The sequence below is a fragment of the Myxosarcina sp. GI1 genome (assembly GCF_000756305.1).
In the GTDB taxonomy this organism is placed as follows: Bacteria; Cyanobacteriota; Cyanobacteriia; order Cyanobacteriales; family Xenococcaceae; genus Myxosarcina.
Map to the genome: position 1 here is coordinate 141,499 of NZ_JRFE01000010.1, position 22,981 is coordinate 164,479.

General features: G+C 41.1%; 21 protein-coding genes. 13 read left to right on the plus strand and 8 right to left on the minus strand.

The window, feature by feature from the left end; genetic code table 11:
• The first annotated feature begins 59 nt into the window (after positions 1-59).
• From KV40_RS05605 to mreD, 3 genes are all read left to right on the plus strand, one after another.
• Positions 60-1,097 carry a rod shape-determining protein gene (locus KV40_RS05605; RefSeq protein WP_156113954.1) on the plus strand — a complete coding sequence of 346 codons (1,038 nt, stop codon included), beginning with the start codon at positions 60-62 and terminating at the stop codon, positions 1,095-1,097.
• 77 nt (positions 1,098-1,174) lie between these two features.
• A complete protein-coding gene (mreC, locus tag KV40_RS05610; RefSeq protein ID WP_036478686.1) occupies positions 1,175-1,957 on the plus strand; it encodes a rod shape-determining protein MreC in 783 nt (260 codons plus the stop codon).
• A 183-nt stretch (positions 1,958-2,140) separates the two neighbouring features.
• Positions 2,141-2,674, plus strand: a complete 534-nt coding sequence (mreD, locus tag KV40_RS05615) for a rod shape-determining protein MreD (RefSeq protein ID WP_036478688.1) — start codon at positions 2,141-2,143, stop codon at positions 2,672-2,674.
• A 51-nt stretch (positions 2,675-2,725) separates the two neighbouring features.
• Here mreD and ilvD read toward each other — a convergent pair whose 3' ends face one another.
• Both ilvD and KV40_RS05625 read right to left on the minus strand, forming a co-directional pair.
• Positions 2,726-4,414: a dihydroxy-acid dehydratase gene (gene ilvD, locus KV40_RS05620; RefSeq protein ID WP_036478690.1), complete on the minus strand. Its 1,689-nt coding sequence runs from the start codon at positions 4,412-4,414 to the stop codon at positions 2,726-2,728.
• 143 nt (positions 4,415-4,557) lie between these two features.
• Positions 4,558-5,361 (minus strand): hypothetical protein, encoded by an 804-nt coding sequence (locus KV40_RS05625; RefSeq protein ID WP_156113955.1) that lies wholly within the window; start codon positions 5,359-5,361, stop codon positions 4,558-4,560.
• Positions 5,362-5,879: 518 nt separating this feature from the next.
• On the opposite strand from KV40_RS05625, the gene KV40_RS05630 reads away from it, so the two are divergent.
• Both KV40_RS05630 and KV40_RS05635 read left to right on the plus strand, forming a co-directional pair.
• The gene (locus tag KV40_RS05630; protein WP_036478694.1) at positions 5,880-7,427 is read left to right on the plus strand and encodes a WD40 repeat domain-containing protein; all 1,548 of its coding nucleotides are present in this window, start codon (positions 5,880-5,882) and stop codon (positions 7,425-7,427) included.
• A gap of 103 nt (positions 7,428-7,530) precedes the next feature.
• Entirely contained in the window at positions 7,531-9,096 is a 1,566-nt protein-coding gene (locus KV40_RS05635) for a B12-binding domain-containing radical SAM protein (RefSeq protein ID WP_036478697.1), read from the plus strand.
• Positions 9,097-9,231: 135 nt separating this feature from the next.
• On the opposite strand, the gene KV40_RS05640 is transcribed toward KV40_RS05635, so the two are convergent.
• From KV40_RS05640 to KV40_RS05650, 3 genes are all read right to left on the minus strand, one after another.
• Positions 9,232-9,621 carry an HNH endonuclease gene (locus tag KV40_RS05640; protein WP_216595536.1) on the minus strand — a complete coding sequence of 130 codons (390 nt, stop codon included), beginning with the start codon at positions 9,619-9,621 and terminating at the stop codon, positions 9,232-9,234.
• Positions 9,622-9,651: 30 nt separating this feature from the next.
• The gene (locus KV40_RS05645) at positions 9,652-10,017 is read right to left on the minus strand and encodes a hypothetical protein (RefSeq protein ID WP_036478699.1); all 366 of its coding nucleotides are present in this window, start codon (positions 10,015-10,017) and stop codon (positions 9,652-9,654) included.
• Between the two features lie 87 nt (positions 10,018-10,104).
• The gene (locus tag KV40_RS05650) at positions 10,105-10,653 is read right to left on the minus strand and encodes a GNAT family N-acetyltransferase (RefSeq protein ID WP_036478701.1); all 549 of its coding nucleotides are present in this window, start codon (positions 10,651-10,653) and stop codon (positions 10,105-10,107) included.
• Positions 10,654-11,001: 348 nt separating this feature from the next.
• Here KV40_RS05650 and gap point away from each other — a divergent pair, with 348 nt between their 5' ends.
• From gap to KV40_RS05680, 6 genes are all read left to right on the plus strand, one after another.
• Complete coding sequence (gap, locus tag KV40_RS05655; RefSeq protein ID WP_036478703.1) at positions 11,002-12,039, plus strand: type I glyceraldehyde-3-phosphate dehydrogenase; 1,038 nt, start codon at positions 11,002-11,004, stop codon at positions 12,037-12,039.
• A 126-nt stretch (positions 12,040-12,165) separates the two neighbouring features.
• On the plus strand, positions 12,166-13,461 hold the full coding sequence (gene eno, locus KV40_RS05660; protein WP_036478705.1) for a phosphopyruvate hydratase: 1,296 nt from the start codon (positions 12,166-12,168) through the stop codon (positions 13,459-13,461).
• 133 nt (positions 13,462-13,594) lie between these two features.
• Complete coding sequence (locus tag KV40_RS05665; protein WP_081942775.1) at positions 13,595-16,183, plus strand: glycogen/starch/alpha-glucan phosphorylase; 2,589 nt, start codon at positions 13,595-13,597, stop codon at positions 16,181-16,183.
• Between the two features lie 235 nt (positions 16,184-16,418).
• Positions 16,419-17,585, plus strand: a complete 1,167-nt coding sequence (locus KV40_RS05670) for a BMP family ABC transporter substrate-binding protein (protein ID WP_036478708.1) — start codon at positions 16,419-16,421, stop codon at positions 17,583-17,585.
• A gap of 159 nt (positions 17,586-17,744) precedes the next feature.
• Positions 17,745-18,839, plus strand: coding sequence for an ABC transporter permease (locus KV40_RS05675; protein ID WP_036478709.1), 1,095 nt, complete (start codon positions 17,745-17,747; stop codon positions 18,837-18,839).
• Positions 18,840-18,876: 37 nt separating this feature from the next.
• Complete coding sequence (locus KV40_RS05680) at positions 18,877-19,803, plus strand: ABC transporter permease (RefSeq protein ID WP_036478711.1); 927 nt, start codon at positions 18,877-18,879, stop codon at positions 19,801-19,803.
• Positions 19,804-20,018: 215 nt separating this feature from the next.
• On the opposite strand, the gene KV40_RS05685 is transcribed toward KV40_RS05680, so the two are convergent.
• From KV40_RS05685 to KV40_RS05695, 3 genes are all read right to left on the minus strand, one after another.
• Positions 20,019-20,261, minus strand: a complete 243-nt coding sequence (locus tag KV40_RS05685) for a type II toxin-antitoxin system HicA family toxin (RefSeq protein ID WP_036478715.1) — start codon at positions 20,259-20,261, stop codon at positions 20,019-20,021.
• Complete coding sequence (locus KV40_RS05690) at positions 20,258-20,464, minus strand: hypothetical protein (protein ID WP_036478719.1); 207 nt, start codon at positions 20,462-20,464, stop codon at positions 20,258-20,260. The genes KV40_RS05685 and KV40_RS05690 overlap by 4 nt, the downstream gene beginning before the upstream one ends.
• Positions 20,465-20,537: 73 nt before the next feature.
• Complete coding sequence (locus KV40_RS05695; RefSeq protein WP_371260768.1) at positions 20,538-21,026, minus strand: hypothetical protein; 489 nt, start codon at positions 21,024-21,026, stop codon at positions 20,538-20,540.
• Positions 21,027-21,532: 506 nt separating this feature from the next.
• Between KV40_RS05695 and KV40_RS05700 the strand changes: the two genes are divergently transcribed.
• Both KV40_RS05700 and KV40_RS05705 read left to right on the plus strand, forming a co-directional pair.
• Positions 21,533-22,552 (plus strand): formamidase, encoded by a 1,020-nt coding sequence (locus tag KV40_RS05700; RefSeq protein WP_036478722.1) that lies wholly within the window; start codon positions 21,533-21,535, stop codon positions 22,550-22,552.
• Complete coding sequence (locus KV40_RS05705; RefSeq protein ID WP_036478724.1) at positions 22,549-22,935, plus strand: gamma-glutamylcyclotransferase; 387 nt, start codon at positions 22,549-22,551, stop codon at positions 22,933-22,935. The genes KV40_RS05700 and KV40_RS05705 overlap by 4 nt, the downstream gene beginning before the upstream one ends.
• Positions 22,936-22,981 lie beyond the last annotated feature (46 nt).

The following is a 22,981-nucleotide window of genomic DNA, read 5'->3' on the forward strand; positions in this document are numbered from 1 at the left end:
CGCAACTATTCGATCGCTTTGTTAAAGCAGCGGTATTCTTTGAGGAGCAGTAAAATAAAGTGCGTTTTTTTAATCGTTTTTCCCTTTCAAGGGATATGGGTATAGATTTGGGAACGGCAAATACCTTAGTATATGTCTCTGGCAAAGGAATTGTTTTAGAGGAACCTTCTGTAGTAGCACTAGAACGCCACACAGAAGAAGTTATAGCGGTAGGCAAAGAAGCAAAACTGTTGCTCGGACGCGCACCTGAAAACATTGAAGCTTTACGTCCGCTTAAAGATGGCGTTATTGCCGATTTTGAAGCAACCGAAGCAATGCTCAAAGAATTCGTACGGCGAGTCTATGAAGGCAGTCCTTTAGTACATCCGCGTATGGTAATCGGCATTCCCAGTGGCGTAACTAAGGTAGAGCGTCGCGCCGTTATGGAGGCGGCAGTACAGGCTGGTGCTAGAGAAGTAGACTTAATTGAAGAACCAATCGCGGCAGCAATTGGTGCGGGTTTACCCGTAGCCGAACCAACGGGCAATATGATCGTTGATATTGGCGGAGGAACCACAGAAGTAGCGGTAATTAGTTCCCAAGGCAAGGTACTCAGCGAGTCGGTGAGAATTGCGGGAGACGAACTTACTCAAGCGATCGTCAATCGGATTAAGAAAGAACACAAGCTATCAATTGGAGAAGTTACCGCCGAAAACATTAAATTCAGGCTGGCTTCCCTTTATAGTTCCGATCGCCAGGAACAAACTATGGAAGTTAGAGGCTTACACATTCTATCGGGATTACCCAAAACGATAAACATTAGCGAATCAGAAGTTCGGGGATTTATCGCCGAACCGATAAATAATATTGTCGATGCCGTAAAACGCACTTTAGAACAAACTCCTCCCGATCTGGCAGCAGATATTATCGATCGCGGCATTATGCTAGCAGGAGGAGGGGCAATGTTAAGAGGCTTGGATACTTTAATCGCCCATGAAACGGGAGTTGTCACTCATATTGCGGCAGAGCCTTTAAAATGCGTCGTTCTGGGTACTGGCAGGGTTTTAGAAGACAAAGAGCTAGATCGGGTATTTTGCGATCGCTCCCTGTTGACTTAACTCAATCGACAAGAAACGATTAATTATTAGAAAAAATAATTTATAACTGAGTTGCAGCTAAACAATATTTTAAAAATATGTATCGATGGTGGTCAAAAAATAGCTTTTCGGCGACTCTGACGATTTTAGCCTTGAGTACTACAATTGCAATTAAAGAAACACAGGGAGGCACGATTGCCGAAGCATATTACTTTCTAATCAGACCATTTCAATCCCAACAACAGCTAAAAATACAAAACAAACTAACTAATGCCCGTATTCTAGAGTTAGAACAGCGAGTTCTAGAGTTAGAACGACAAAATCAAAATCTCAAGCAACTTTTAGATTTTTCGCATTCTCAGGATTCAGCAGGAATTACCGCACCAGTTATTGGACGTAGTGCCGATCGCTGGTGGAATCAGGTAACTCTTGGTAAAGGCAGCTTAGATGGAATCGAACAAGGATACGTGGTTATGGGTATCGGGGGAGTGGTTGGTAGAGTTGTCTTTGTCACTCCTCATACCAGTAGAGTTTTATTAATTAGCGATCCTAGCAGTGGCGTTGGTGCAGTTGTCAGTCGCAATCGTAAGCTGGGTTCGATTCGCGGCAAAGACACTCAAACTGTAGTCATGCGCTTTTTTACTAAAGTTGTCGATATCAAGCCTGGAGATAGTATTGCAACTTCTCCTCTTAGCAATCTCTATCCTGCTGGTTTGCCGATAGGTAAAGTCAAATCGCTAAACCTCGAAAGCACTCCCGCACCAGAAGCAGAAATCGAATTGTCCGCACCGATCGATCTTTTGGAGTGGGTAACTGTCATACCCTTTGAAGCTAAACCAGTTGAAGACGAGTCTCAATCTCTTTCTCTCAAAACAAAGTAATAGGACTTACGCAGTTAATCCAAAAATCAATAGTTTTAGGTATTAGAAAATAAAGAATAGGGAACGGGGAACGGGAAAAATGTACTTATCTATATAGCTAGTTTCGAGAATTAGTATGCTTTTGCCTTTTACCTTACCTAAATATTTAACATTTAATAAAGTGGAATTACTTAAGAAACATATATGAGTAGGCTAAAGTTATTAGACATTTTAGTAATTGTTGTTTCTGTCGCTCTATGCAGTATATTAATGTTCTTGAGACTTCCTGGGATGGAACTATTGGGAATAAGTCCTAACTGGCTGTTGATTTGGGTAGTTGCCTGGAGTAGCAAACGTGGTATCTGGCAGGGTGCGATCGCTGGAGTGGCAATGGGCTGCATTTACGATAGTCTTACTGTAGCTTCTCCCTCTCATATTCTCAGCTTGGTTATCGTCGGTGTATTGACATCGAGCCTGCAAAAACAGAAGTATATTAAAGAAGATTTTATCTCAATAGCGTTAATTGTTTTTTTTATGACAATTGTGGCAGAAACTGTATTTGCCCTGCAATATGCCTGGATGAGAATTCTTCCCCTGACAGAAGTTTGGCATAATTATCAGCAAATTGCGATCGCCTCAGCAATTCTCAGTAGTCTCTGGAGTCCAATTTTGTGTTATCCCCTCGCTCTTTGGTGGGAAAAAATATTTATCCAACGTGAACTAGGTATTCGTAGCTAGGGTTTGAGAATATGACACCGCATATCCTCAAAACTTAACTTACAGCTTAGTCTATTCAAATAGATCGAGATCGGTAACTGCACCCAAACTACTAGAAGAAACCAATTTAGCGTATTTTGCCAGCATCCCCCGTCGATAGCGTGGGGGAATGGGTTGCCACGCTGCTTTTCTTTTAGCTAATTCTTCATTGGAAACGTCGAGATGTAATAATTTTTGCTGGGCATCAATTGTAATACTATCCCCTTCTTTAACTAATGCGATCGCGCCACCAACTGCTGCTTCTGGTGCCACGTGACCGACAACCATACCATAGGTACCGCCAGAAAATCTACCATCGGTAATCAAGCCGACAGAGTCCCCCAACCCCGCACCAATAATTGCCGAAGTAGGCGCGAGCATTTCTCGCATACCTGGACCTCCTTTGGGTCCTTCGTAGCGCACGACGATAATATCTCCCGGTTTAATTTTGCCTGAAAGAATCGCATCGAGACAGTCTTCTTCCGATTCAAATACTCTTGCAGAACCAGTAATTTGAGGTTTTTTGACTCCCGTAATCTTAGCAACGGCTCCTTCTTCAGCTAAGTTACCTTTGAGAATGGCTAAATGTCCCTGTTTGTATAATGGATTATCCCAGGTACGAATTACGTCTTGGTTAGCTGGAGGAGTATCGGGAACCTCGGCGAGGACTTCGGCAAGAGTTTTACCAGTAATCGTTAGAGCGTCGCCATGTAGTAAACCGTTGACTAACAGCATCTTCATAACCTGGGGAATGCCGCCAGCCTGATGTAAATCTACAGTGACATATTTACCAGAAGGCTTGAGGTCGCAAAATACTGGTACCCGCTTACGAATCTCTTCAAAGTCATCTAGGGTTAGTTTTACGCCGATGGTATTAGCGATCGCTAGTAAGTGCAGTACGGCATTAGTAGAACCACCTACCGCCATAATCACACTAATGGCATTTTCAAACGCCTTACGAGTTAACAAATCTTTGGGTAAAATTTGCTGGCGAATTGCTTCAACTAAAGCAAAAGCCGATTTTTCGGTACTGTTAGCTTTTTCCGTGTCTTCTGCCGCCATTGTCGAGGAGTAGGGCAAACTCATCCCCATCGCTTCAAAAGCCGAGGACATGGTATTAGCAGTAAACATACCGCCACAGGAACCAGCACCAGGACAGGCATTATGTTCGATTGCTTCCAACCTTTCCTTATCGATTTTGCCCGCACTAAACTGTCCCACAGCTTCAAAGGAACTAACTACGGTTAAATCTTCACCGTTATATTTTCCTGGCTTAATCGTACCCCCATAAACAAAGATTGCAGGGATGTTCAGACGCGCCATGGCAATCATCGCCCCAGGCATATTTTTATCACAACCGCCAATTGCTAACACCCCATCCATACTCTGTCCGTTACAGACGGTTTCAATTGAGTCGGCAATTACTTCACGAGATACCAAAGAATATTTCATTCCTTCGGTTCCCATAGAGATACCGTCGCTAATGGTAATAGTGCCAAACATCTGCGGCATTGCCCCCGCTTGTTTTAAAGCGGTTTCGGCACGTTGCGCCAGGGTATTGATTCCCATATTGCAGGGGGTAATGGTACTGTAGCCATTCGCCAGTCCTACTATGGGTTTATTAAAGTCATCATCTCTAAAACCCACCGCCCGTAACATAGCGCGATTTGGCGATCGCTGGTTGCCTTGAGTAACTACTTTACTTCTACGATTATCCGACATCAATCTAAATTTCCTTACTATCCGTATCTAGTACAATATCTAACTATTGACTGAAACGAAATCGAAGTTGGTGATTTTGATAATAGATAAATACTATATAGATTTGGTAGAGCTTTTTTTTATGTAGCTTGTCAACATAAAAATTATTTCAAAAACTGTCTAATACACTTAGTAACTTCATCCTTGCCATCAAAAGAATCTAACCATGAAGTCAGTGGTATATCCTCACCAGACTTTAGCTTAAAAACAATTCTAGATGTCATGTCCTCAATTCCCTCGCTCTTTTCTAAGACTACGTTTTTAATTTCATCTAAAGAAATTTCTCGCGTTGTTTGAGTGAAACGATTGTATCGGGCGATCGATAGCGTATTTGTTTTTTTTGTCAGCGTATATTTCAAATTAATTTTGACACTCCAAATTATTGCAATAATTGCAATAAGAATGACAATATAATAAATTGTTGTACAAATAAAAGAAGCATTATTTTCGCCTACTGATATACTGGTTAATTTATCATTTTCCACAAAATCATTAATTTGCTGACTTTGTCTTTTCCATAGTTCATAATTATAATTATTGTTATTGGCTATCTTTATTTTTTCTTGATTAGCTAACACTAATACTTCATAATCTGGGTTTTTCAAAAACTCAACGTTAGTTTCTTCTATGACCGATTGCAAAGAATTAGTAAATGTTGTCCTCTCTTTTTTCAGCATTCCCCAACAATAATATTTAACTAGTCTACAACTGATAACGCTAGATGCCTGTGATAAATTTTTATTACAAGTGAAATTTATTGAAAAAGGAGCATAAAGCGAAACTAAAAGAAAAAGACATGCTAGCCCTATTGGGATCATTATAAAAAAACAAAAAATGAGCGATCTGATTTTTATAACTAGCTCGTCACCAGCCGATCGCTCAACTTTAATATTAGAAAAACTAAACACTACAGTAAAAGAAAATCTCGGTTTGACTAAATAAAAGCTAAAATATCAAAAAAACAAAATTTGCTTACTCGATTTTAACTCAATTAATTTTTTTGGCAATACGTCATTTTTAAATGAAGTGTTTACTTTGGTCGTATAGCGATGGCACTAACAAAGAACTAGGAAAATTACAATTGCAACTAAACAAGCAAGATAGAAAAATAAAATTTTTGATAAGCAAACAAAAGACAATATTGACGATATTTTACAAGAATTAAATAGCTTAATTAGACTGAACGAATTAAAATTAACGATAAATAATTTAATTAATTTTCTCGATGTTCGACGATAACGCCAAGAACACGGTTTAAAAAATGTAAACAAATCAGTAATCCAAAATTAGTTAACTAAATAGAAAATTATCTTCCCAACAAATTTTTCAGCAAGCAGGTTTGGTTTAATATAGTCTCTTGATAAATTGCTTAGTTGTAAGTTTGAGTTAGTTAGCTAAGTTAAATCCTTTTGTCAACCTCTTTTAAATGGACAAGATAATATTCAACCGCTTATTAAAATATTCCTGTATATGCACTATAGCTATCGGGTTTAGTTTACCATCGGCAGCTAGCGATCGCCTTAACTCTAATGTTTTGCACTCTCAAGCTATTGACACTACGCAGAAAATTAACTCAGAAAGTAGATCGCCTTGGACAAATGCCGAACGAGTCAACGTTTTAGAAGCCCATCACCGACCGATTAGTTTACTGCGTTTTAGTCCTGACGGACGTTTGCTTGCCAGTGTCGAACCAGAAGCGATCGCAATTTGGCAAGTAAAAACAGGTCGATTACTGCGTATTTTACCAGGGCATAATAGCAGCACTTCATCAATTAATCTTGCTCCTACAGACGTTGCTTTTAGCTTAGACGGTAATTATTTAGCTACTACTACCTGGAGTGAAGGTGGTTTAATTCCAGACAAAGCAATTGTAATTTGGGACATAGAGACAGGAGAAGAAGTTACTAGTCTCAAAGAAGCTACAGGTTGTCAACAAATTTTATTTGGTTCTGAAGGTAATAAATTGTATGGAGCTTGTGATTCGGGAGTAGAAGTTTGGGATTTGGCAACAAGTAAAAAATTATTTAGTTTTGCTGGTGAATATCCCATCGGTGCGATCGCTTTAAGTCATGATGGTAAAGTTATGGCTACAGCAAGTTCTAATGTTGCCCAAAAATCGGACAATAGTTACAAAATTCAGCTATGGCAGCTAGATGAAAATCGGGCTACTCCAACAAACAAAGTCTTAGAGCATCATAACCCGATTGCCCAACTCGCATTTACTACTGACGATCGCAAGCTAGTAAGTAGTAGTTATGACGGCAAAATTAAAGTTTGGAATTGGCAAACTGAAGTCAATACAGCAGCCGTATCTTTAAATAGCCAAACTAGTGCCTTTAGTCTTAATGCAAACGGCAATCTAATTGCCAGTAACTTTCCTAATTCGGCGATCGCTAATTTAACTACTGGTTTACCTCTAGAAACTTCGGTATCTTTACCCCAGCAAGAACAAGCTAGCGCGATTGCCTTTAGTCCACAAGAAGCAGTTTTAGCCTGGGCTGGACAGCCACCTACTTATCCCAATCCCGTTATTTTTTTATGGCAGCCTGAGGGAGTAAAAAATTTGCAGTCATCGCCGTTGAGAACAGCAAGAAACGAATATGTGTTTTTGAATCTAAAAAACTTTTGGAACAAGAGACAGGTTGACGGAGAAAAAGCGATCGCTGCGAATAAAGTGTCTCCCATAGGAGAAAATCCTCTAATTATTTCCTTAGAAGCATTTGGTTTGACGGAGACAACAGAATCAGAACGAGAAACCGTATCAGTAAACTATCCTGATGAAAATTTAGCTATAGTAACCCTTACGCAAACCAATTTAGCCGATGATTCGGTGTTTGGTAGACGCTACCGAGCAGAATTTGCACCGTATGGTGAAGTTGAAAAGCAACTATGGCGACTAGTCTGGGCGGGAGAACAATATAAATGTCGGTCTAATCGCGGTCACAGCAATTGGTCTAAAGATTTATGTCAATAGAAATAATTCAACCAAACCAAACACTTACTTTAGCTATAAATTCTCAATAACACGGTAAGCTTAAATAACTTTGAATTTTTAGTGTGAGGAGCGATTTTTTTAAATGCGAGTTTTATTACTCTATCCTCGGTTTCCCCAAAGCTTCTGGTCTTTCGATAAAACGATCTCTCTAGTAAAGTGCAAGTCTCTAATGCCTCCTTTAGGCTTGATTACCGTAGCGGCTATTTTGCCCCAAGATTGGGAATTTAAGCTAGTCGATTGCAACGTGCGTCAAGTTACAGAATCGGAATGGGATTGGGCAGAACTCGTACTACTGTCGGGTATGATCGTCCAAAGTGATGACTTTTTGAGTTTAATTACAGCAGCCAAAAGCAGAAATAAATTGGTGGCTGTAGGTGGTCCTTATGCTACTACTTCTCCTAACGAACCCCTCGATGCAGGGGCAGACTTTTTAATTCTCGATGAAGGAGAAATTACTCTACCCCAATTCGTCGAAGCTATACAAAACGGTAGCACTAGCGGCATTTTTAGAGCTACAGAAAAACCAGCCGTTACCGAAACTCCTATTCCTCGCTACGACTTATTGAATTTTGCTGACTATGACAATATGTCGATTCAGTTTTCTCGCGGTTGTCCTTTTCAGTGTGAATTTTGCGATATCATCGTTCTTTACGGACGCAAACCTCGAACTAAAACGCCGCAGCAACTGATTAAAGAACTAGAATGCTTATACGATTTGGGCTGGCGCGGCGCAGTCTTTATGGTGGACGATAACTTTATCGGCAACAAGCGCAACGTCAAGCTGCTATTAAAAGAATTAAAAGGCTGGGTAGCAGAGAAGAATTATCCTTTTGGTTTTACTACTGAAGCTTCCGTAGATCTGGCTCAAGATGAAGAATTGATGGAATTAATGATCGAGTGTGGTTTTAATAAGGTTTTTCTGGGTATAGAAACACCTGATGAAGACAGCCTGACTCTAACCCAGAAATTTCAAAACACTCGCGATCCTCTAACTGAATCGATCGATAAAATCACCAAAGCGGGATTGATGGTTATGGCAGGCTTTATTATTGGTTTTGACGGCGAAAAATCTGGTGCGGGCGATCGCATCGTGCGCTTTGTCGAACAAACCGAAATTCCTTTGGCAATGTTTAGTATGCTGCAAGCTTTACCGAAAACTGCTCTATGGGACAGATTAGAAAAAGAAGGAAGATTGCTCAATGCAGACAAAAGTGCCAACATCAACCAGACTAGCTTGATGAATTTTGTCCCTACTAGAGATATTGAAGATATTGCTCGCGAATACGTCGATGCGTTTTGGCAACTATACGATCCTGCTGCTTATTTAGATCGCGTCTTTCGCTATTTTATGAAATTAGGTAAAGCTAAAAAAGCTCAGTCATCTCGTACTTTGTGGATTAGCATCCGCGCTTTATCAATCATTCTTTGGCGACAAGGAGTATTACCCGAAACTCGTTGGCTATTTTGGCGTAACTTAGCACGGGTAATTCGACACAAACCAGACCAACTCAGCCGCTATATAACCCTTTGTGCCTATCTCGAACACTTTACCGAATATCGCTCGATCGTCCGCGAACAAATTGAAACGCAATTAGCAGAATATTTGGCAAATAAGCCAGTAGAACCGCCTGTTTCTCAGGTAGTTTAAATACAGTTGGGCAATAGTAAATTGCGCTTACTACAGAGCTAAAGAGGGTAAAAGATACAAAAGTGTATTAGCGATCGCTTTTTGATTAGTTTTTTATAATTATGTGGTGAAGGGCGATCGCTTTATATCGCGTTATTATGTATCTGATAATTTCAAAATATCCGCTTCTATCAATAACTTCCGTTCTTCAATTCTTTCTTGAAGATTAAACTGTAGCAAAAGAACTGTTACTCTACCTTTGGAAGTCAAAGGAATAATTTGATTATCTTGTATCCTAAAATGCTTTTGCCACCTATGTTTGCGAGGATGGTATAAAGGAGTAAGTTCATTCATTTCTGGATCGATAGAAGCTATATCACTGCCTTTATGTCGATTGCAATTTGTGCAACTGAGAGCTAAATTTTCTGCTTTAGTTTTTCCTCCGTGTTTTCTAGCAATAATATGGTCGATTTCGTGGGAAGCAAAAGTAAAAGCTTCAGGGACTAAACAATATTCACAACAATCATTAGCACGTTCGCACCGCACACTACACGCCTTAATGCAGTAGAAATATAACTACTGCTCATTTTCTGTTTCTTTTAGTTTTAAATAGGCTTTAGCTTTAGCTTTGCGGATTAAATGTTCGAGATATTGATATTGTTCCCATATTTGAACTTTTGCATCTGTTAAATTGCGATCGCGATGCTTTTTCAACAAATCACTAATTTGGTTTTGCAATGCTTCTGAAGGACGTAAAGCAATAATTTCCTCTGGTGTGGGTAAAGTAGCCAAAAACTTCAAAACTTCAGCAATCCCATTAAATCCTTCTTTAGAACTAGCATTTAGCTCTCGCAATCCTAATTCTATAACCTGTGGTAGTTTATCTTCAAGAGAATTAAGACGAAATACTAGTTCTTCAGAAAGATCGAGAGTAATCTGCATTATTTAAAAAGGGTTTAATTAAAATATTAGATTATAGAGCATTGTGTTAGTTAACAGAACATCAATAATAAATGCAATAGCGAACGCTCAATCATTATACAAGCTATTACTTTTTAATAACCCATAAACAACATGGTCGAAATAATTATCGTACACTTTTTCAGCCTGACGAATAGTTCCTTCATTTTTGAAACCTAGACGTTCGGGAATAGCGCGACTACGACTATTTTCAACTGCACATCGAATATCAAAGCGATGAAGCGAATAATATTTATGACCAATTTCAATTAACTCTCTTACACTTTTAGTCATAATTCCTTTACCGTTATATTCCTGTCCTAACCAATAACCTATATGTCCAATATTATTAACGCGCTCGATCTGGTTATAGCCCAATACTCCCGAAATTCGCTCTCGATAGAAAATAGTAATGTGTAATGCTTCTGCTTTTTGAAATCTAAGTAGCTGTGATTCGATAAATTCTTTAGTATCCGATATTTCTCGAACATTATCTAACCAAGGAAGCCATTGTTTGAGAAAATCTCTGTTTTTGTTTGTAAGTTCAAACAGTTCTTCAGCATACTGTGGTATAGACAAACTCAACTTAAGCTCGCGATCTATTTCTCTAAAAAACATAGTAATGTTTGAAATAAAACAAAACTAAGGTATCATGAATATCGATTTAAAAAATCTTGCATTTTTCAGTGGTTCAGGTGGTCTGAGAATGCGAAGATTCAGACACTTTGAAAGTAGTCTCACTATATTTCTATACGAATAAGCTCTATACTACAAACATTTTCAACTAGCTTTACTGTCAACTATAAACATTTAAAGTGAGATTGATTTTTTTTAAGCCTTTTTTAACTTTTTAGCTGGTGACAACAGAGAAGTTGCAGATTTAATTAAGATAAAGCCCCAAAAACTAACTACGAGGTAAAAAGATACTAAAGGGCGAAACGATATTTTTTACAAGGAGTAGTATTTATGGCAACTGTCAAAGTAGCTATCAACGGTTTTGGACGTATTGGCAGACTTGTATTTCGCGTCGGTTTAAATAACCCCAATATTGAATTTGTCTGCATTAACGATCTTGTAGCCCCTAAAGCGATCGCCTATTTACTAAAATACGATTCTACACACGGACGCTTTGCTGGCAAGGTAGAAGCTACAGAAGATAGCATTATAGTTGACGACAAACAAATTCCCTGTGTTTCGGTAAAAAATCCCGAAGAATTACCCTGGCAAAAATATGGCGTAGATTATGTTATCGAATCTACAGGCATTTTTACTAATTACGAAGGTGCGAGCAAACATCTCACCGCAGGAGCTAAAAGAGTAGTCATTTCTGCACCAACTAAAGATCCCGATCGAGTAAAAACCCTGTTGGTAGGAGTCAATCACGACCGCTTCGATCCCAGCCAAGATCGCATAGTTTCTAATGCTAGCTGTACGACAAACTGTTTGGCACCCATTGCCAAAGTCATTAACGATAATTTTGGTTTGGTAGAAGGCTTAATGACTACCGTACACGCTATGACCGCTACCCAACCGACTGTAGACGGACCGAGTAAAAAAGATTTACGCGCTGGACGCAGCGCGACCCAAAATATCATTCCTGCTTCTACGGGAGCCGCTAAAGCCGTTACATTGGTGTTGCCAGAACTTGAAGGTAAATTAACGGGAATGGCTCTGCGCGTACCTACACCCGATGTTTCCGTAGTCGATCTGACCTTTCGTACCGAAAAAGCCACCAGCTATGAAGAAATATGCGCCGCAATGAAGCAAGCTGCTACAGGGGAAATGAAAGGAGTTTTAGGTTATACAGAAGATCCCGTAGTTTCTACTGATTTTACAGGCGATCCCCACTCCAGTATTTTTGATGCTGGTGCGGGAATGGAATTAAATGCTAACTTTTTTAAAGTAGTAGCCTGGTATGACAATGAATGGGGTTATTCCAATCGAGCGATCGATTTAGTTTTGGCGATGGCAGCTAAAGAATCTCAAGTGCCAGCAACCGTATAACATTCTTATGCTGCACTGAATGTACAAAAAATACCTTTGCTGGTTATCAATAAACAATACAATGTCGCGAAAAGATATATCATTGCAAACGCGTCACAAAATTTCAGGAGTTCAAGAGGAGAATCGATGTTAAATCAAACAGAAGCAGCTATTGAAGCGATCGCCGCTAGAGAAATCTTAGATTCTCGCGGTCGTCCCACAGTTGAAGCCGAAGTACGCTTGGAAAGCGGTACGGTAGGATTGGCGCAAGTGCCTAGCGGTGCTTCTACTGGTAGTTTTGAAGCGCACGAACTACGAGATGACGACCGACATCGCTACAACGGCAAAGGGGTATTGACAGCAGTTCGCAACATCAAAGAAAAAATCACCCCCGAACTGTTAGAAATGGATGCTTTAGATCAAGCAACCATCGACCGCATCATGCTCGATCGCGACGGTTCGCCCAACAAGAAGAATTTGGGTGCCAACGCAATTTTGGCAGTTTCTCTGGCAACGGCAAAAGCGGCAGCAGAAGAACTAGAATTGCCTCTATATCGCTACTTAGGAGGACCGCTATCTAACGTTTTGCCAGTACCGATGATGAACGTGATCAATGGTGGTTCTCATGCGGATAATAACGTCGATTTTCAAGAATTTATGATTATGCCCGTAGGTGCGGACTCTTTTAAAGAAGCTTTACGTTGGGGTGCAGAAATTTTTGCCTCTTTAAGTAAAGTTTTAAAAGACAAAAATCTGCTGTCTGGGGTAGGAGATGAAGGAGGTTACGCGCCTAACCTGGGTTCTAACCAGGAAGCTTTAGATCTGTTAATGGTAGCGATTGAAAAGGCGGGATATATGCCAGGACAGCAAGTAGCACTGGCAATGGACGTAGCTGCCAGTGAATTCTATCAAGACGGACAATATCACTATGACGGCGCGGCTCATGCACCAGAAGAGTTTATTAGTTATCTCGATAAGCTAGTTGGCGATTATCCTATTGTTTCGATTGAAGACGGACTCCATGAAGAAGACTGGAGTAGCTGGAAAACCCTCACAGAAAAGCTAGGCAAGCGCATTCAGTTAGTAGGAGACGATTTGTTTGTCACCAATCCCACTCGCCTGAAAAAAGGCATCGAACTAGGGGTAGGAAATGCCATTTTAATTAAGCTCAATCAGATTGGAACCCTGAGCGAAACTTTAGAAACTATCGATCTGGCAACTCGGAGCGGCTATCGTTCCGTTATCAGTCACCGTTCGGGAGAAACCGAAGACACTACCATTGCCGATCTGGCTGTAGCCACTCGTGCGGGACAAATTAAAACAGGTTCGCTTTGTCGGAGCGAACGAGTAGCCAAATACAATCGCTTGCTTAGAATCGAAGAAGAATTAGGCAAAAGTGCCATTTTTGCCAGCAAAATTGGTCTTTGTCCGCAGTGTAAATAAAAAAAACGAGCATTTATTGGAATCCTTGAGGTGTTTGAGACAACAGCCTCATTCAAAGACACAGTTAAAATAAACTTGTCGTTCCACCCTAAATGTATTCAATTAGACGTTAACATCCCAAACAAGAGTAAATATGGACATCAAAGTTTTACAACAGACACCAGAAGAAAAATCTGTAGAAAATAATAGTCAGATAACAAACTCTGGTATTGAAAGCAACGTTCAAATTGAAGACGATCGCACGGGAATGGGACTGGAAACTCTCAAACGAGCTTTCGCCGATAACCTGTTTTATCTTCAAGGCAAAGACGAATCTAATGCTACTTTAAAAGATTACTATCAGGCACTAGCATATACAGTTCGCGATCGCCTGCTGCATCGCTTTATCAAAACGGGTCGTACCTATTACGAAGAAGACGTCAAAGTAGTCAGTTACCTTTCAGCCGAATTTCTAATGGGTCGCCACCTGGCAAACAATATGGTTAGCCTGGGAATCTATGACAAAATGCGTCAGGTAGTTGCCGAGTCTGGTTTGGATATTCAAGACTTAATCGAACAAGAACCAGATCCTGGTTTGGGCAATGGCGGTTTGGGCAGACTTGCCGCCTGTTTTCTCGACTCTCTAGCCAACTTAGAAATGCCCGCAATTGGTTACGGGATTCGCTATGAATTTGGTATTTTCCATCAGGCTTTAAAAGATGGTTGGCAAGCTGAGGTTCCCGACAACTGGCTGATGTATCGCAATCCCTGGGAAATAATTCGTCCCGAAGATTCGGTTATAGTTAAGTTGGGCGGACACACCGAAGAATATCGCGATGCCGAAGGTAATTTTCGCGTTAGCTGGATTTGCGATCGCCAGGTAAAAGCCGTACCTTACGACACTCCCGTACCTGGATATCAAACCAATACCGTAAACGCCTTGCGATTATGGAAAGCCGAAGCTAGTGAAGTATTTAACTTTGAAGCGTTTAATGCTGGTAATTACGATCGCGCTGTCGCCGAAAAAATGAGTTCGGAGACAATTTCTAAAGTTCTCTATCCCAACGACAATACCCCTCAAGGTAAAGAACTACGTCTGGCTCAACAATATTTCTTTGTATCTGCATCCTTACAGGATTTAATTCGCATCCATCTGCATACTCACCCCACCTTAAACAACTTCCACGAACGCGCAGCCATTCAGCTTAACGATACTCACCCCGCAGTAGCCGTAGCAGAACTAATGCGACTATTTGTAGACATACACGGTATGTATTGGGACACAGCCTGGGATATTACCCAAAAAACCCTGGCATACACCAACCATACCTTGCTCCCAGAAGCTTTAGAAAGATGGTCGGTAAGTTTGTTTGGTAAAATGCTGCCCAGACATTTGGAAATTATTTACGAAATCAATCACCGCTTTCTAGAAGACGTTCGCACCTGGTTTCCCGACGATGATGAATTAGCTGCCGAACTTTCTATTATTGAAGAAGGAAACGAGAAAAAGGTTAGAATGGCACATTTAGCCTGCGTTGGCAGCCATGCCATCAATGGGGTAGCAGCACTGCATACCAAACTTCTCAAGCAAGATACTCTTAAAGCCTTTGCCAAACTCTGGCCCGAAAAATTCTACAACAAAACCAATGGCGTTACACCCCGTCGCTGGATTTTGTTAAGCAACCCCGAACTGGCAAAACTAGTTACCGAAAAAACGGGAAATACTAGCTGGTTAAAGCATTTAAACGAAATGCGGGCGATCGAAAAATTTGTTGACGATCCCGAATTTTGCCAGCGTTGGCGCAAAATTAAACGACAAAACAAAAGCGAACTGGCTAAATACATTAAAAAGACTCGTAATATTAATGTAAGCGTAGATTCGATCTTTGACGTTCAGGTAAAGCGCATTCATGAATACAAACGCCAACACTTGATGGCACTGTATATTGTCGCTCTTTACAACCGCATCAAAGAAAATCCCAGTGTCGATATCGTGCCGCGTACTTTTATTTTTGGTGGTAAGGCTGCACCTGGTTACTTTATGGCTAAGTTAATTATCAAACTGATTAACGCCGTCGGTGAAGTAGTCAACAAAGATCCCGATGTGAGAAATCGCCTTAAAGTTGTCTTTTTACCAAACTTTAACGTATCTTTGGGTCAAAGAATCTATCCTGCTGCGGACTTGTCCGAACAGATTTCTACCGCAGGGAAGGAAGCTTCTGGTACTGGTAATATGAAATTTGCCATGAACGGCGCATTGACTATCGGTACTTTAGATGGGGCAAATATCGAAATTCGCGAAGAAGCAGGGGCAGAAAACTTCTTTTTATTCGGTCTGACGGCTGAAGAAGTCTATCAAAATAGAACTCAAGGCTACAAACCGATTAAGTATTACCAAAGCAATCGCGAACTTAAAGCAGTAATCGATCGCATTGCCAAAGGCGATTTTAGTCATGGCGACACCGAACTGTTCAAACCAATTGTGAACTACTTGCTGTATGAAGATACCTATATGCTAATGGCAGACTTCCAGTCATATAGTGAATGCCAGGAAGAAGTTTCACAAACCTATAAAGACGTAGATAAATGGACGCGGATGTCAATTCTCAATTCCGCGCGTATGGGCAAATTTTCTAGCGATCGCAGCATTCAAGAATACTGCGATGAAATTTGGGATATCGACCCCGTACAAATTTCCTTAGAAGCTTACGATCAGAAAGATGCGGCATTAAACGCTGGCTAAAATTTCAATTAGCAAACTTTATTTTTATTTATTAAGGGGCGATCGCGCGATCGCCCTTATTCTTTTGGCTGCATTTTGCATTTTATAAATATTGCTCTATACCAAAAGCGCGATCGCTTTTTATGTATGAAAATACTCAGAATTTGGTGTGGTTTTTGATTAAGATGCAAACCGCGAGCGACTCTGCTAACAGAATTATTTTTAGTAATTTTAGGCTCGGGAGTAAGAATAAATAATGAATAAAAAAGGTTTTAAACTATCCCGCCGTCAAATCATTAGAGGTGCCTTGGCAACTACAGCCTTTGGCTTAACCTCAAAATTTGGCACTGGATGTAGCGATCGTACCGCATCAAATGAAACCGCTTCTGAATCAGATCCTATTATTGTCGGCTTTATTTATGTCGGTCCTAAAGATGATTTTGGCTACAATCAATCTCATGCTGAAGGTGCAGCAGCAGTTGCCAAACTGCCTGGGTTTAAAATCGTCGAACAGGCTAACGTTCCAGAAACTCAAGCCGTACAAGAGACGATGCGAGAAATGATCGAGATCGACGGGGCGACGATATTGTTTCCTACTTCATTTGGCTATTTCGATCCTCACATTCTGGAAATAGCAGAGGAATTTCCCGACGTGCAGTTTTTTCATGCTGGAGGACTCTATCAAGAGGGAATGCCAGCCAATGTTGGGAGTTACTTTGGCTACATAGACGAAGGACAGTACGTTGCAGGAATTGTTGCCGCACACAACACCAAAACAGGAAAATTGGGTTTTGTAGCTGCCAAACCAATTCCCCAAGTGTTACGCAACATCAATGGTTTTACGTTAGGAGCAAAAAGTATCAAACCCGACATCACTACTCAAGTGGTGTTTACGGGAGACTGGGCGGCACCTGTAAAAGAAGCAGAAGCGGTCAACAGTATGGTCAATCAGGGAGCCGATGTAATTACCTGCCATGTCGATAGTCCCAAAGTGGTCATGGAAACCGCAGCCAAACGTGGTGTCTACTGTTCGGGATACCATACGGATCAGTCGGCATTAGCTCCCGAAGCCTATCTTACTGGAGCCGAGTGGGATTGGGAAAGTATTTATACGCAATATGCCAACTGGGTCAAAGAAGGCAAAACTTTAATGAACGGCGAGATCCCTCACATCGTTCGCGGCGGCTATGAAGAAAAATTTTGGAAACTATCTCCCTATGGACCTGCTGTAAGCGAACAAACCCAATCCGATGCCGAAGCGGTAAAAGATAAATTTGCTGATGCCTCGATGGTAATTTATACGGGCGAACTTAAAAATAATCAGGGAGACACTATTCTGGCTGAAGGCGAAACTTATAAACAGTCCGCGATCGAGCTAGAAAAAACAGATTGGCTGGTAGAAGGAGTACAGGGTAGCGTTTGAAGCCAAGCAGAATAGGAAAAGTAGAATTTTTCCAGGCAGGGGGCAGGGTGTAAGGTAGCAGGGGAAAAAATAAATCCTTTAACCCTAATTTTTTATACTTTGTTTCAGTCTCAATCAAAAACTAAATTCGTAAATAATAATACTTATAAACTATAAAGAATGACTGGTCGATATAACTGGCGTAAAACTCTAGAAGCAATTTGTATTCCCGTAGGTGCAGTCTTGGTGGCACTGATTATCTTTGGGATCTTTTGTGGGATAGTGGGAGCAAATCCTCTGAGCGTATATGGCTCGATTTACAAGGCAGCTTTTGATGGTTGGAGTGCGTGGCAGAGGACTTTAATTCAGGCTTCACCTTTGATGCTGACTGCTTTATGTACTGTCCTGCCAGCCCGTTTGGGTTTGGTAATTATTGGTAATGAAGGGGCATTAGTCATAGGGGGGTTGGGTGCAGTTATCGTCGGGCTTTCTTTGGGTGAATCTTTACCCCCCTTGTTAGTTCAAATCGGTATGGCACTTGGAGGAATAGTGTTTGGGGGGGTGTGGATTGCCTTAGCAGGAGCCTTGCGCCATTATCGGGGGGTAAATGAAACCATTAGCAGTTTGTTATTAAACTATATCGCGATCGCTCTACTCAATCATCTAGTCGGAGGTCCCATGCGCGATCCCAGTTCCCTTAATAAACCTTCAACTTTTCCCATTGCCGAAATCAACCGCCTGGGAGATATCCCTGGAACTCGCATTCACTATGGCTTACTCTATGGGCTAATTGCCTGTATTATTTCCTATATTTTGATTCAGCGTACTACCTTTGGTTTTGCTGCCCGTACTGCTGGTGGAAATGTTCGCGCCGCACAGATAGCAGGACTTCCAGTGGGTAAATTGACTATTATCATCTGTTTTCTGGCAGGTTCTTGTGCTGGTTTGGCAGGTATGGTAGAAGTAGCAGCAGTTCATGGAGTTGCCAATGAATCTCTCAATGTCGGCTATGGCTATGGAGGAATTCTGGTGGCTTTTGTAGCTCGCCAAAATCCTTTAGCGGCGGCATTAGTGGCAACTTTGCTAGGCGGTATTTTAGCTAGTGGCGGCATTCTCCAGCGATCGCATAATTTGCCTGATGCTACAGTTTTAGTTTTTCAGGGCTTGGTTTTCTTGATGGTACTGTATGGCGATTCACTTTATGGACGTTTTGCTTTCTTTCAAGAGCGAGAAACACTTTCTAGTAAGGGCAATTCGCAAATTGCCCCTACCTAATAACAAATTATTAACAACTAACGACTAACAATAAAAAATGGCAACAGGAGCATTAGGTTGGTGGGGCGTACCGTTAGGCATTATTGCAGGCACATTTAGGGGTAGCGTACCCTTTTTATTTGTCAGCTTGGGAGAATGCCTTACCGAAAAAAGCGGCAAAATTAATTTGGGACTAGAAGGAACTCTCTTAACAGGGGCAATGAGTTCCTATGCTATTTCTTATCTCACGGGTTTGCCTTGGCTGGGAGTATTAGCAGCAGGACTGGCGGGAATGGCTTTGGGTGTAATTCACGGTTGGCTTGCCCAACAACCGCGAGTTAATGATGTTGCTGTCGGCATCGCCATGATTATCTTTGGTAGTGGAGTGGCTTTTTTTTTGGGCAAACCTTTTATCAAACCTGCCGCCCCTCAACTTTCAACTATTGACTTAGGCAATTGGAGTAGTATTCCTCAAATTAGAGCAGCACTAGAAATTAGTCCTTTATTTATTTTAGGCATTGCGATCGCTTTTCTGATGCAGTGGTTTTTAAAAGCTACTCGTTGGGGACTATACATTCGTGCGGTAGGAGATAATCCCGATGCTGCTAGAGCGATGGGAATTTCAGTGTTTAAAGTTAGAATGCTGAGTATTACTATCGGCAGTTTTTTGGCGGGAATTGGCGGTGCTTCCCTGTCACTTTACTATCCTGGAGTCTGGACGGAGAGAATTTCTAGCGGACAAGGGTTAATAGCAGTAGCCTTAGTAATCTTCGCTCGCTGGAATCCCATTCAGTGTCTCTATGCCGCGCTCTTATTTGGCGGCGCGCAATCTCTAGGACCTGCCCTACAATCGGTAGGTATCGATTGGGGCTACTATCTCTTTAACGCGGTTCCCTATGTCTTAACCTTGGCAATTATGATTATTACCTGCTCTCCCAAACGTAGGTTAACAGGCGCACCAGGGGCATTAGGAACGGATAAATAAGCGGATCTGCATATTTCCGATGCTGATAATTTGCCTTTTGATTTGGGAATATTGTAGACAGAAGCTTTTTGAAATTTATAAACAGTATGAAATTATTAGTATTGGTAAATAGAGCGATTGCGCCTTTATAGAGTAGGCAAAAAGCGATCGAAGCAAATCGTTTCGGAAATAGCTTGTTGCCCATTAAAATGAACCAATTAAAAATCATAAATAATTCAGTCAAACAAAAATTTGATTAGTTCATTACGGCTCATATTAACGTGTTCGCCAACTACTCTGAGAATAACGTTTAGAGTTCCTACCTTAATTGGGTCGTGTGCGGGTATTGTAATGTTATGTTCTCCGTTACGTTGACTTGTCAGTCTAATATGACTACCTGTTTGGCGAGTTGCCTCATAGTCCAAACGAGAAAGAGCCTTAATTAAATCTTTTCCCGATATGTCTCGCGGTAACTTCACGAAGCAATAACCTCGTCGCGTACGATGTGTAATCGAATAACTTTGGGTTTTTGTTCTTCTGTAAAATGACAATTAACTGCATCACGAATCATTTCTTTAAGATCTTCTAGATCGTCTGCTTGAGTAAATATAAACTCACCTAAAGCTCTTGCTGTATAGCCACCATCTGGATCGTCTTCTACCAAAAAAACAATTTCTATCATCGCTCTTGCTAACAAGTAGTCTTACTAATCATAATCATAGGATTAATACGCAAACTGCTGTATCCTATTAAATCTACCAATAAAACCATTTATAATTTCCACCATACTTTGAAATAATGTCTTTCAACCAGGTTTCTGTCGATCTTCCTTTGTATTCGTACAACTCAGCGTAAGCAAGCATCATATTCGTGAGACTAGGGAATAACACGTTCATTCCGGATGGATCTTCTTCACACAAATAATCGCTATAAGTTACATATACGGGAGACGTTTCTTGTTGTTCTTTGCTACCAACTATTGATAGAACGATGTCTTCTCTATAAGAAGAACAAAATGGTAACACATGAGGGTTATCATCAATCAAAAGATTTTGGTAACAAGCGATCGCTTCTTGTAAAGTGGAAAATCTGGCAGGATAATCGGGAAAATAACAATAATTATAAATTGAATTTAATTCGTTTTCTTGAAGTATTCCAATTGGTAAACAGCCATTACCCATTAGATATAAATCATAAAATTCTTGCGGAAGCTGAAATCGGTAAGGTTTAATAATTTCTTCAATTTGTTCGAGATTTAATCGAGGTTGATAGTTACCTCAATATTGGTTAACTAGTTTTAATTGTTTGGGTGTAAGATTTTCAGGCGTGGCATCACGAACGGATTCATAAGGAGGAAAATAACTGACTAACGTTGCTGGTAAATTTTTCCTATTTCGTTTTTGTGCAACAATTCCTATTCGCTTAATTGCTTTAATTATCTGAGACATTTTCTGTTATTGTTTTGTTCAAAAATATACTTGCTTTTCTCAATTTTAATTTTAAGTCTACGGTGAATGGCGATCGCCTTTTACTTAGCTACGAAAGCGCGATCGCAGCAAATTGTTTCATTAAATAGCCGCTCGTTAACTAAATCAATCAATAATCTTGCGGTAAACTGAGATTTAAGGCTCTTTGACCGATCGCTTGTTTCCATTCGAGATATCGATCTAAATTTAATCTCTGTAATAGGAACAGAAAGAGCAAAAAAAGCAGCAGGGGGGAAGCAAAAACTAATAACCTATGACTAACTATGAATGGACTTGGTGGCTTAAATAAATCTCCTGCTGGAGTCGTCCTCGGTATGGTACAGCTTCAGCTACCCAACGTGGTAACGCCCGACGATTTGGCGGCGCAGACTCAGAGAATTTGTGATTTAGTGGGTAAAGCCAGACGCAATATGCCAACTATGGATTTAGTAGTGTTTCCTGAATATGCCTTACATGGCTTATCGATGGATACCAATTCCGAAATTATGTGTCGCTTGGATGGTAAAGAAGTAGCGGCTTTTAGTGCGGCTTGTCGGGAGCATAAAATCTGGGGCTGCTTTTCGATTATGGAATACAATCCTCATGGTAATCCTTACAACAGTGGCATTATTATCGACGATCGCGGCGAATTAAAGCTTTACTATCGCAAGCTGCATCCCTGGGTGCCAGTAGAACCTTGGGAACCTGGAAATTTAGGCATTCCCGTCTGTGAAGGACCAAACGGCAGCACCATAGCCCTCATTATCTGTCACGATGGCATGTTTCCCGAAATGGCGCGAGAATGTGCCTACAAGGGGGCAGAAATTATGCTGCGTACCGCAGGTTATACCGCTCCCATTCGGCATTCCTGGCGCATTACCAACCAAGCCAATGCTTTTTGCAATTTGATGTATACCGCTTCGGTTTGTATGTGCGGTACGGATGGCACTTTTGACTCGATGGGAGAGGGTTCTATTGTTAACTTCGATGGCGTACCTTTGGTTACGGGCAGCAATCGTCCCAATGAAATTATCACCGCCGAAGTTCGACCCGATTTAGTACGAGAAGCACGCCTCCACTGGGCGGTAGAAAACAATATCTATCAGTTCGGACATCGAGGTTATGTGGCGGTCAAAGGCGGTGCCCAAGATTGTCCCTACACCTATATGCAAGATATGGTTGATGGCAATTATCGCCTACCCTGGGAAGATGAGGTAGTTCATAAAGATGGTACATCCTGTGGTTTTGCCGCACCGACTAGAGAATACCAACAGTCACCTATTTCTACGCCAGTAGAGTCATGAGCGAAACTATCGCTCTAGCTGTCAATGGAACTTTGATGCGGGGATTGGAACTCAATAACAATCTTTTAGCAGTAGGAGCAACTTTTGTCCGTGAAGCAACTACCGAACCAACCTATCGGTTATTTTCGCTCGATGATATCCATCCAGCGATGATGCGGGTAACAACTGGGGGAGAGGCGATCGCCGTTGAGGTTTGGGCTGTTCCYCCCGCAGGYTTGGCAAMAATTCTGCTACAAGAACCCCCTGGCTTRTGTATTGGKAAAGTAMGACTCGCTGACGGTGCTGAGGTTCTCGGCGTTGTCGGCGAGTCGATTTGCTGCGATCGCGGTAAAGAAATTACTCAATACGGCGGTTGGCGAAACTATTTAAAAACTCTAGTTTGAACGAAGTGAAGCAGAGGAGGCAGAGCAGGTAAGACAACTCCAAATG

Coding starts and splice junctions, on each gene's coding strand:
- mreC (WP_036478686.1), top strand. CDS start 1,175: ATGTATCGATGGTGGTCAAAAAATAGCTTTTCGGCGACTCTGACGATT.
- mreD (WP_036478688.1), top strand. CDS start 2,141: ATGAGTAGGCTAAAGTTATTAGACATTTTAGTAATTGTTGTTTCTGTC.
- ilvD (WP_036478690.1), bottom strand. CDS start 4,414: ATGTCGGATAATCGTAGAAGTAAAGTAGTTACTCAAGGCAACCAGCGA.
- KV40_RS05630 (WP_036478694.1), top strand. CDS start 5,880: ATGGACAAGATAATATTCAACCGCTTATTAAAATATTCCTGTATATGC.
- KV40_RS05635 (WP_036478697.1), top strand. CDS start 7,531: ATGCGAGTTTTATTACTCTATCCTCGGTTTCCCCAAAGCTTCTGGTCT.
- KV40_RS05645 (WP_036478699.1), bottom strand. CDS start 10,017: ATGCAGATTACTCTCGATCTTTCTGAAGAACTAGTATTTCGTCTTAAT.
- KV40_RS05650 (WP_036478701.1), bottom strand. CDS start 10,653: ATGTTTTTTAGAGAAATAGATCGCGAGCTTAAGTTGAGTTTGTCTATA.
- gap (WP_036478703.1), top strand. CDS start 11,002: ATGGCAACTGTCAAAGTAGCTATCAACGGTTTTGGACGTATTGGCAGA.
- eno (WP_036478705.1), top strand. CDS start 12,166: ATGTTAAATCAAACAGAAGCAGCTATTGAAGCGATCGCCGCTAGAGAA.
- KV40_RS05665 (WP_081942775.1), top strand. CDS start 13,595: ATGGACATCAAAGTTTTACAACAGACACCAGAAGAAAAATCTGTAGAA.
- KV40_RS05670 (WP_036478708.1), top strand. CDS start 16,419: ATGAATAAAAAAGGTTTTAAACTATCCCGCCGTCAAATCATTAGAGGT.
- KV40_RS05675 (WP_036478709.1), top strand. CDS start 17,745: ATGACTGGTCGATATAACTGGCGTAAAACTCTAGAAGCAATTTGTATT.
- KV40_RS05680 (WP_036478711.1), top strand. CDS start 18,877: ATGGCAACAGGAGCATTAGGTTGGTGGGGCGTACCGTTAGGCATTATT.
- KV40_RS05690 (WP_036478719.1), bottom strand. CDS start 20,464: ATGATAGAAATTGTTTTTTTGGTAGAAGACGATCCAGATGGTGGCTAT.
- KV40_RS05700 (WP_036478722.1), top strand. CDS start 21,533: ATGAATGGACTTGGTGGCTTAAATAAATCTCCTGCTGGAGTCGTCCTC.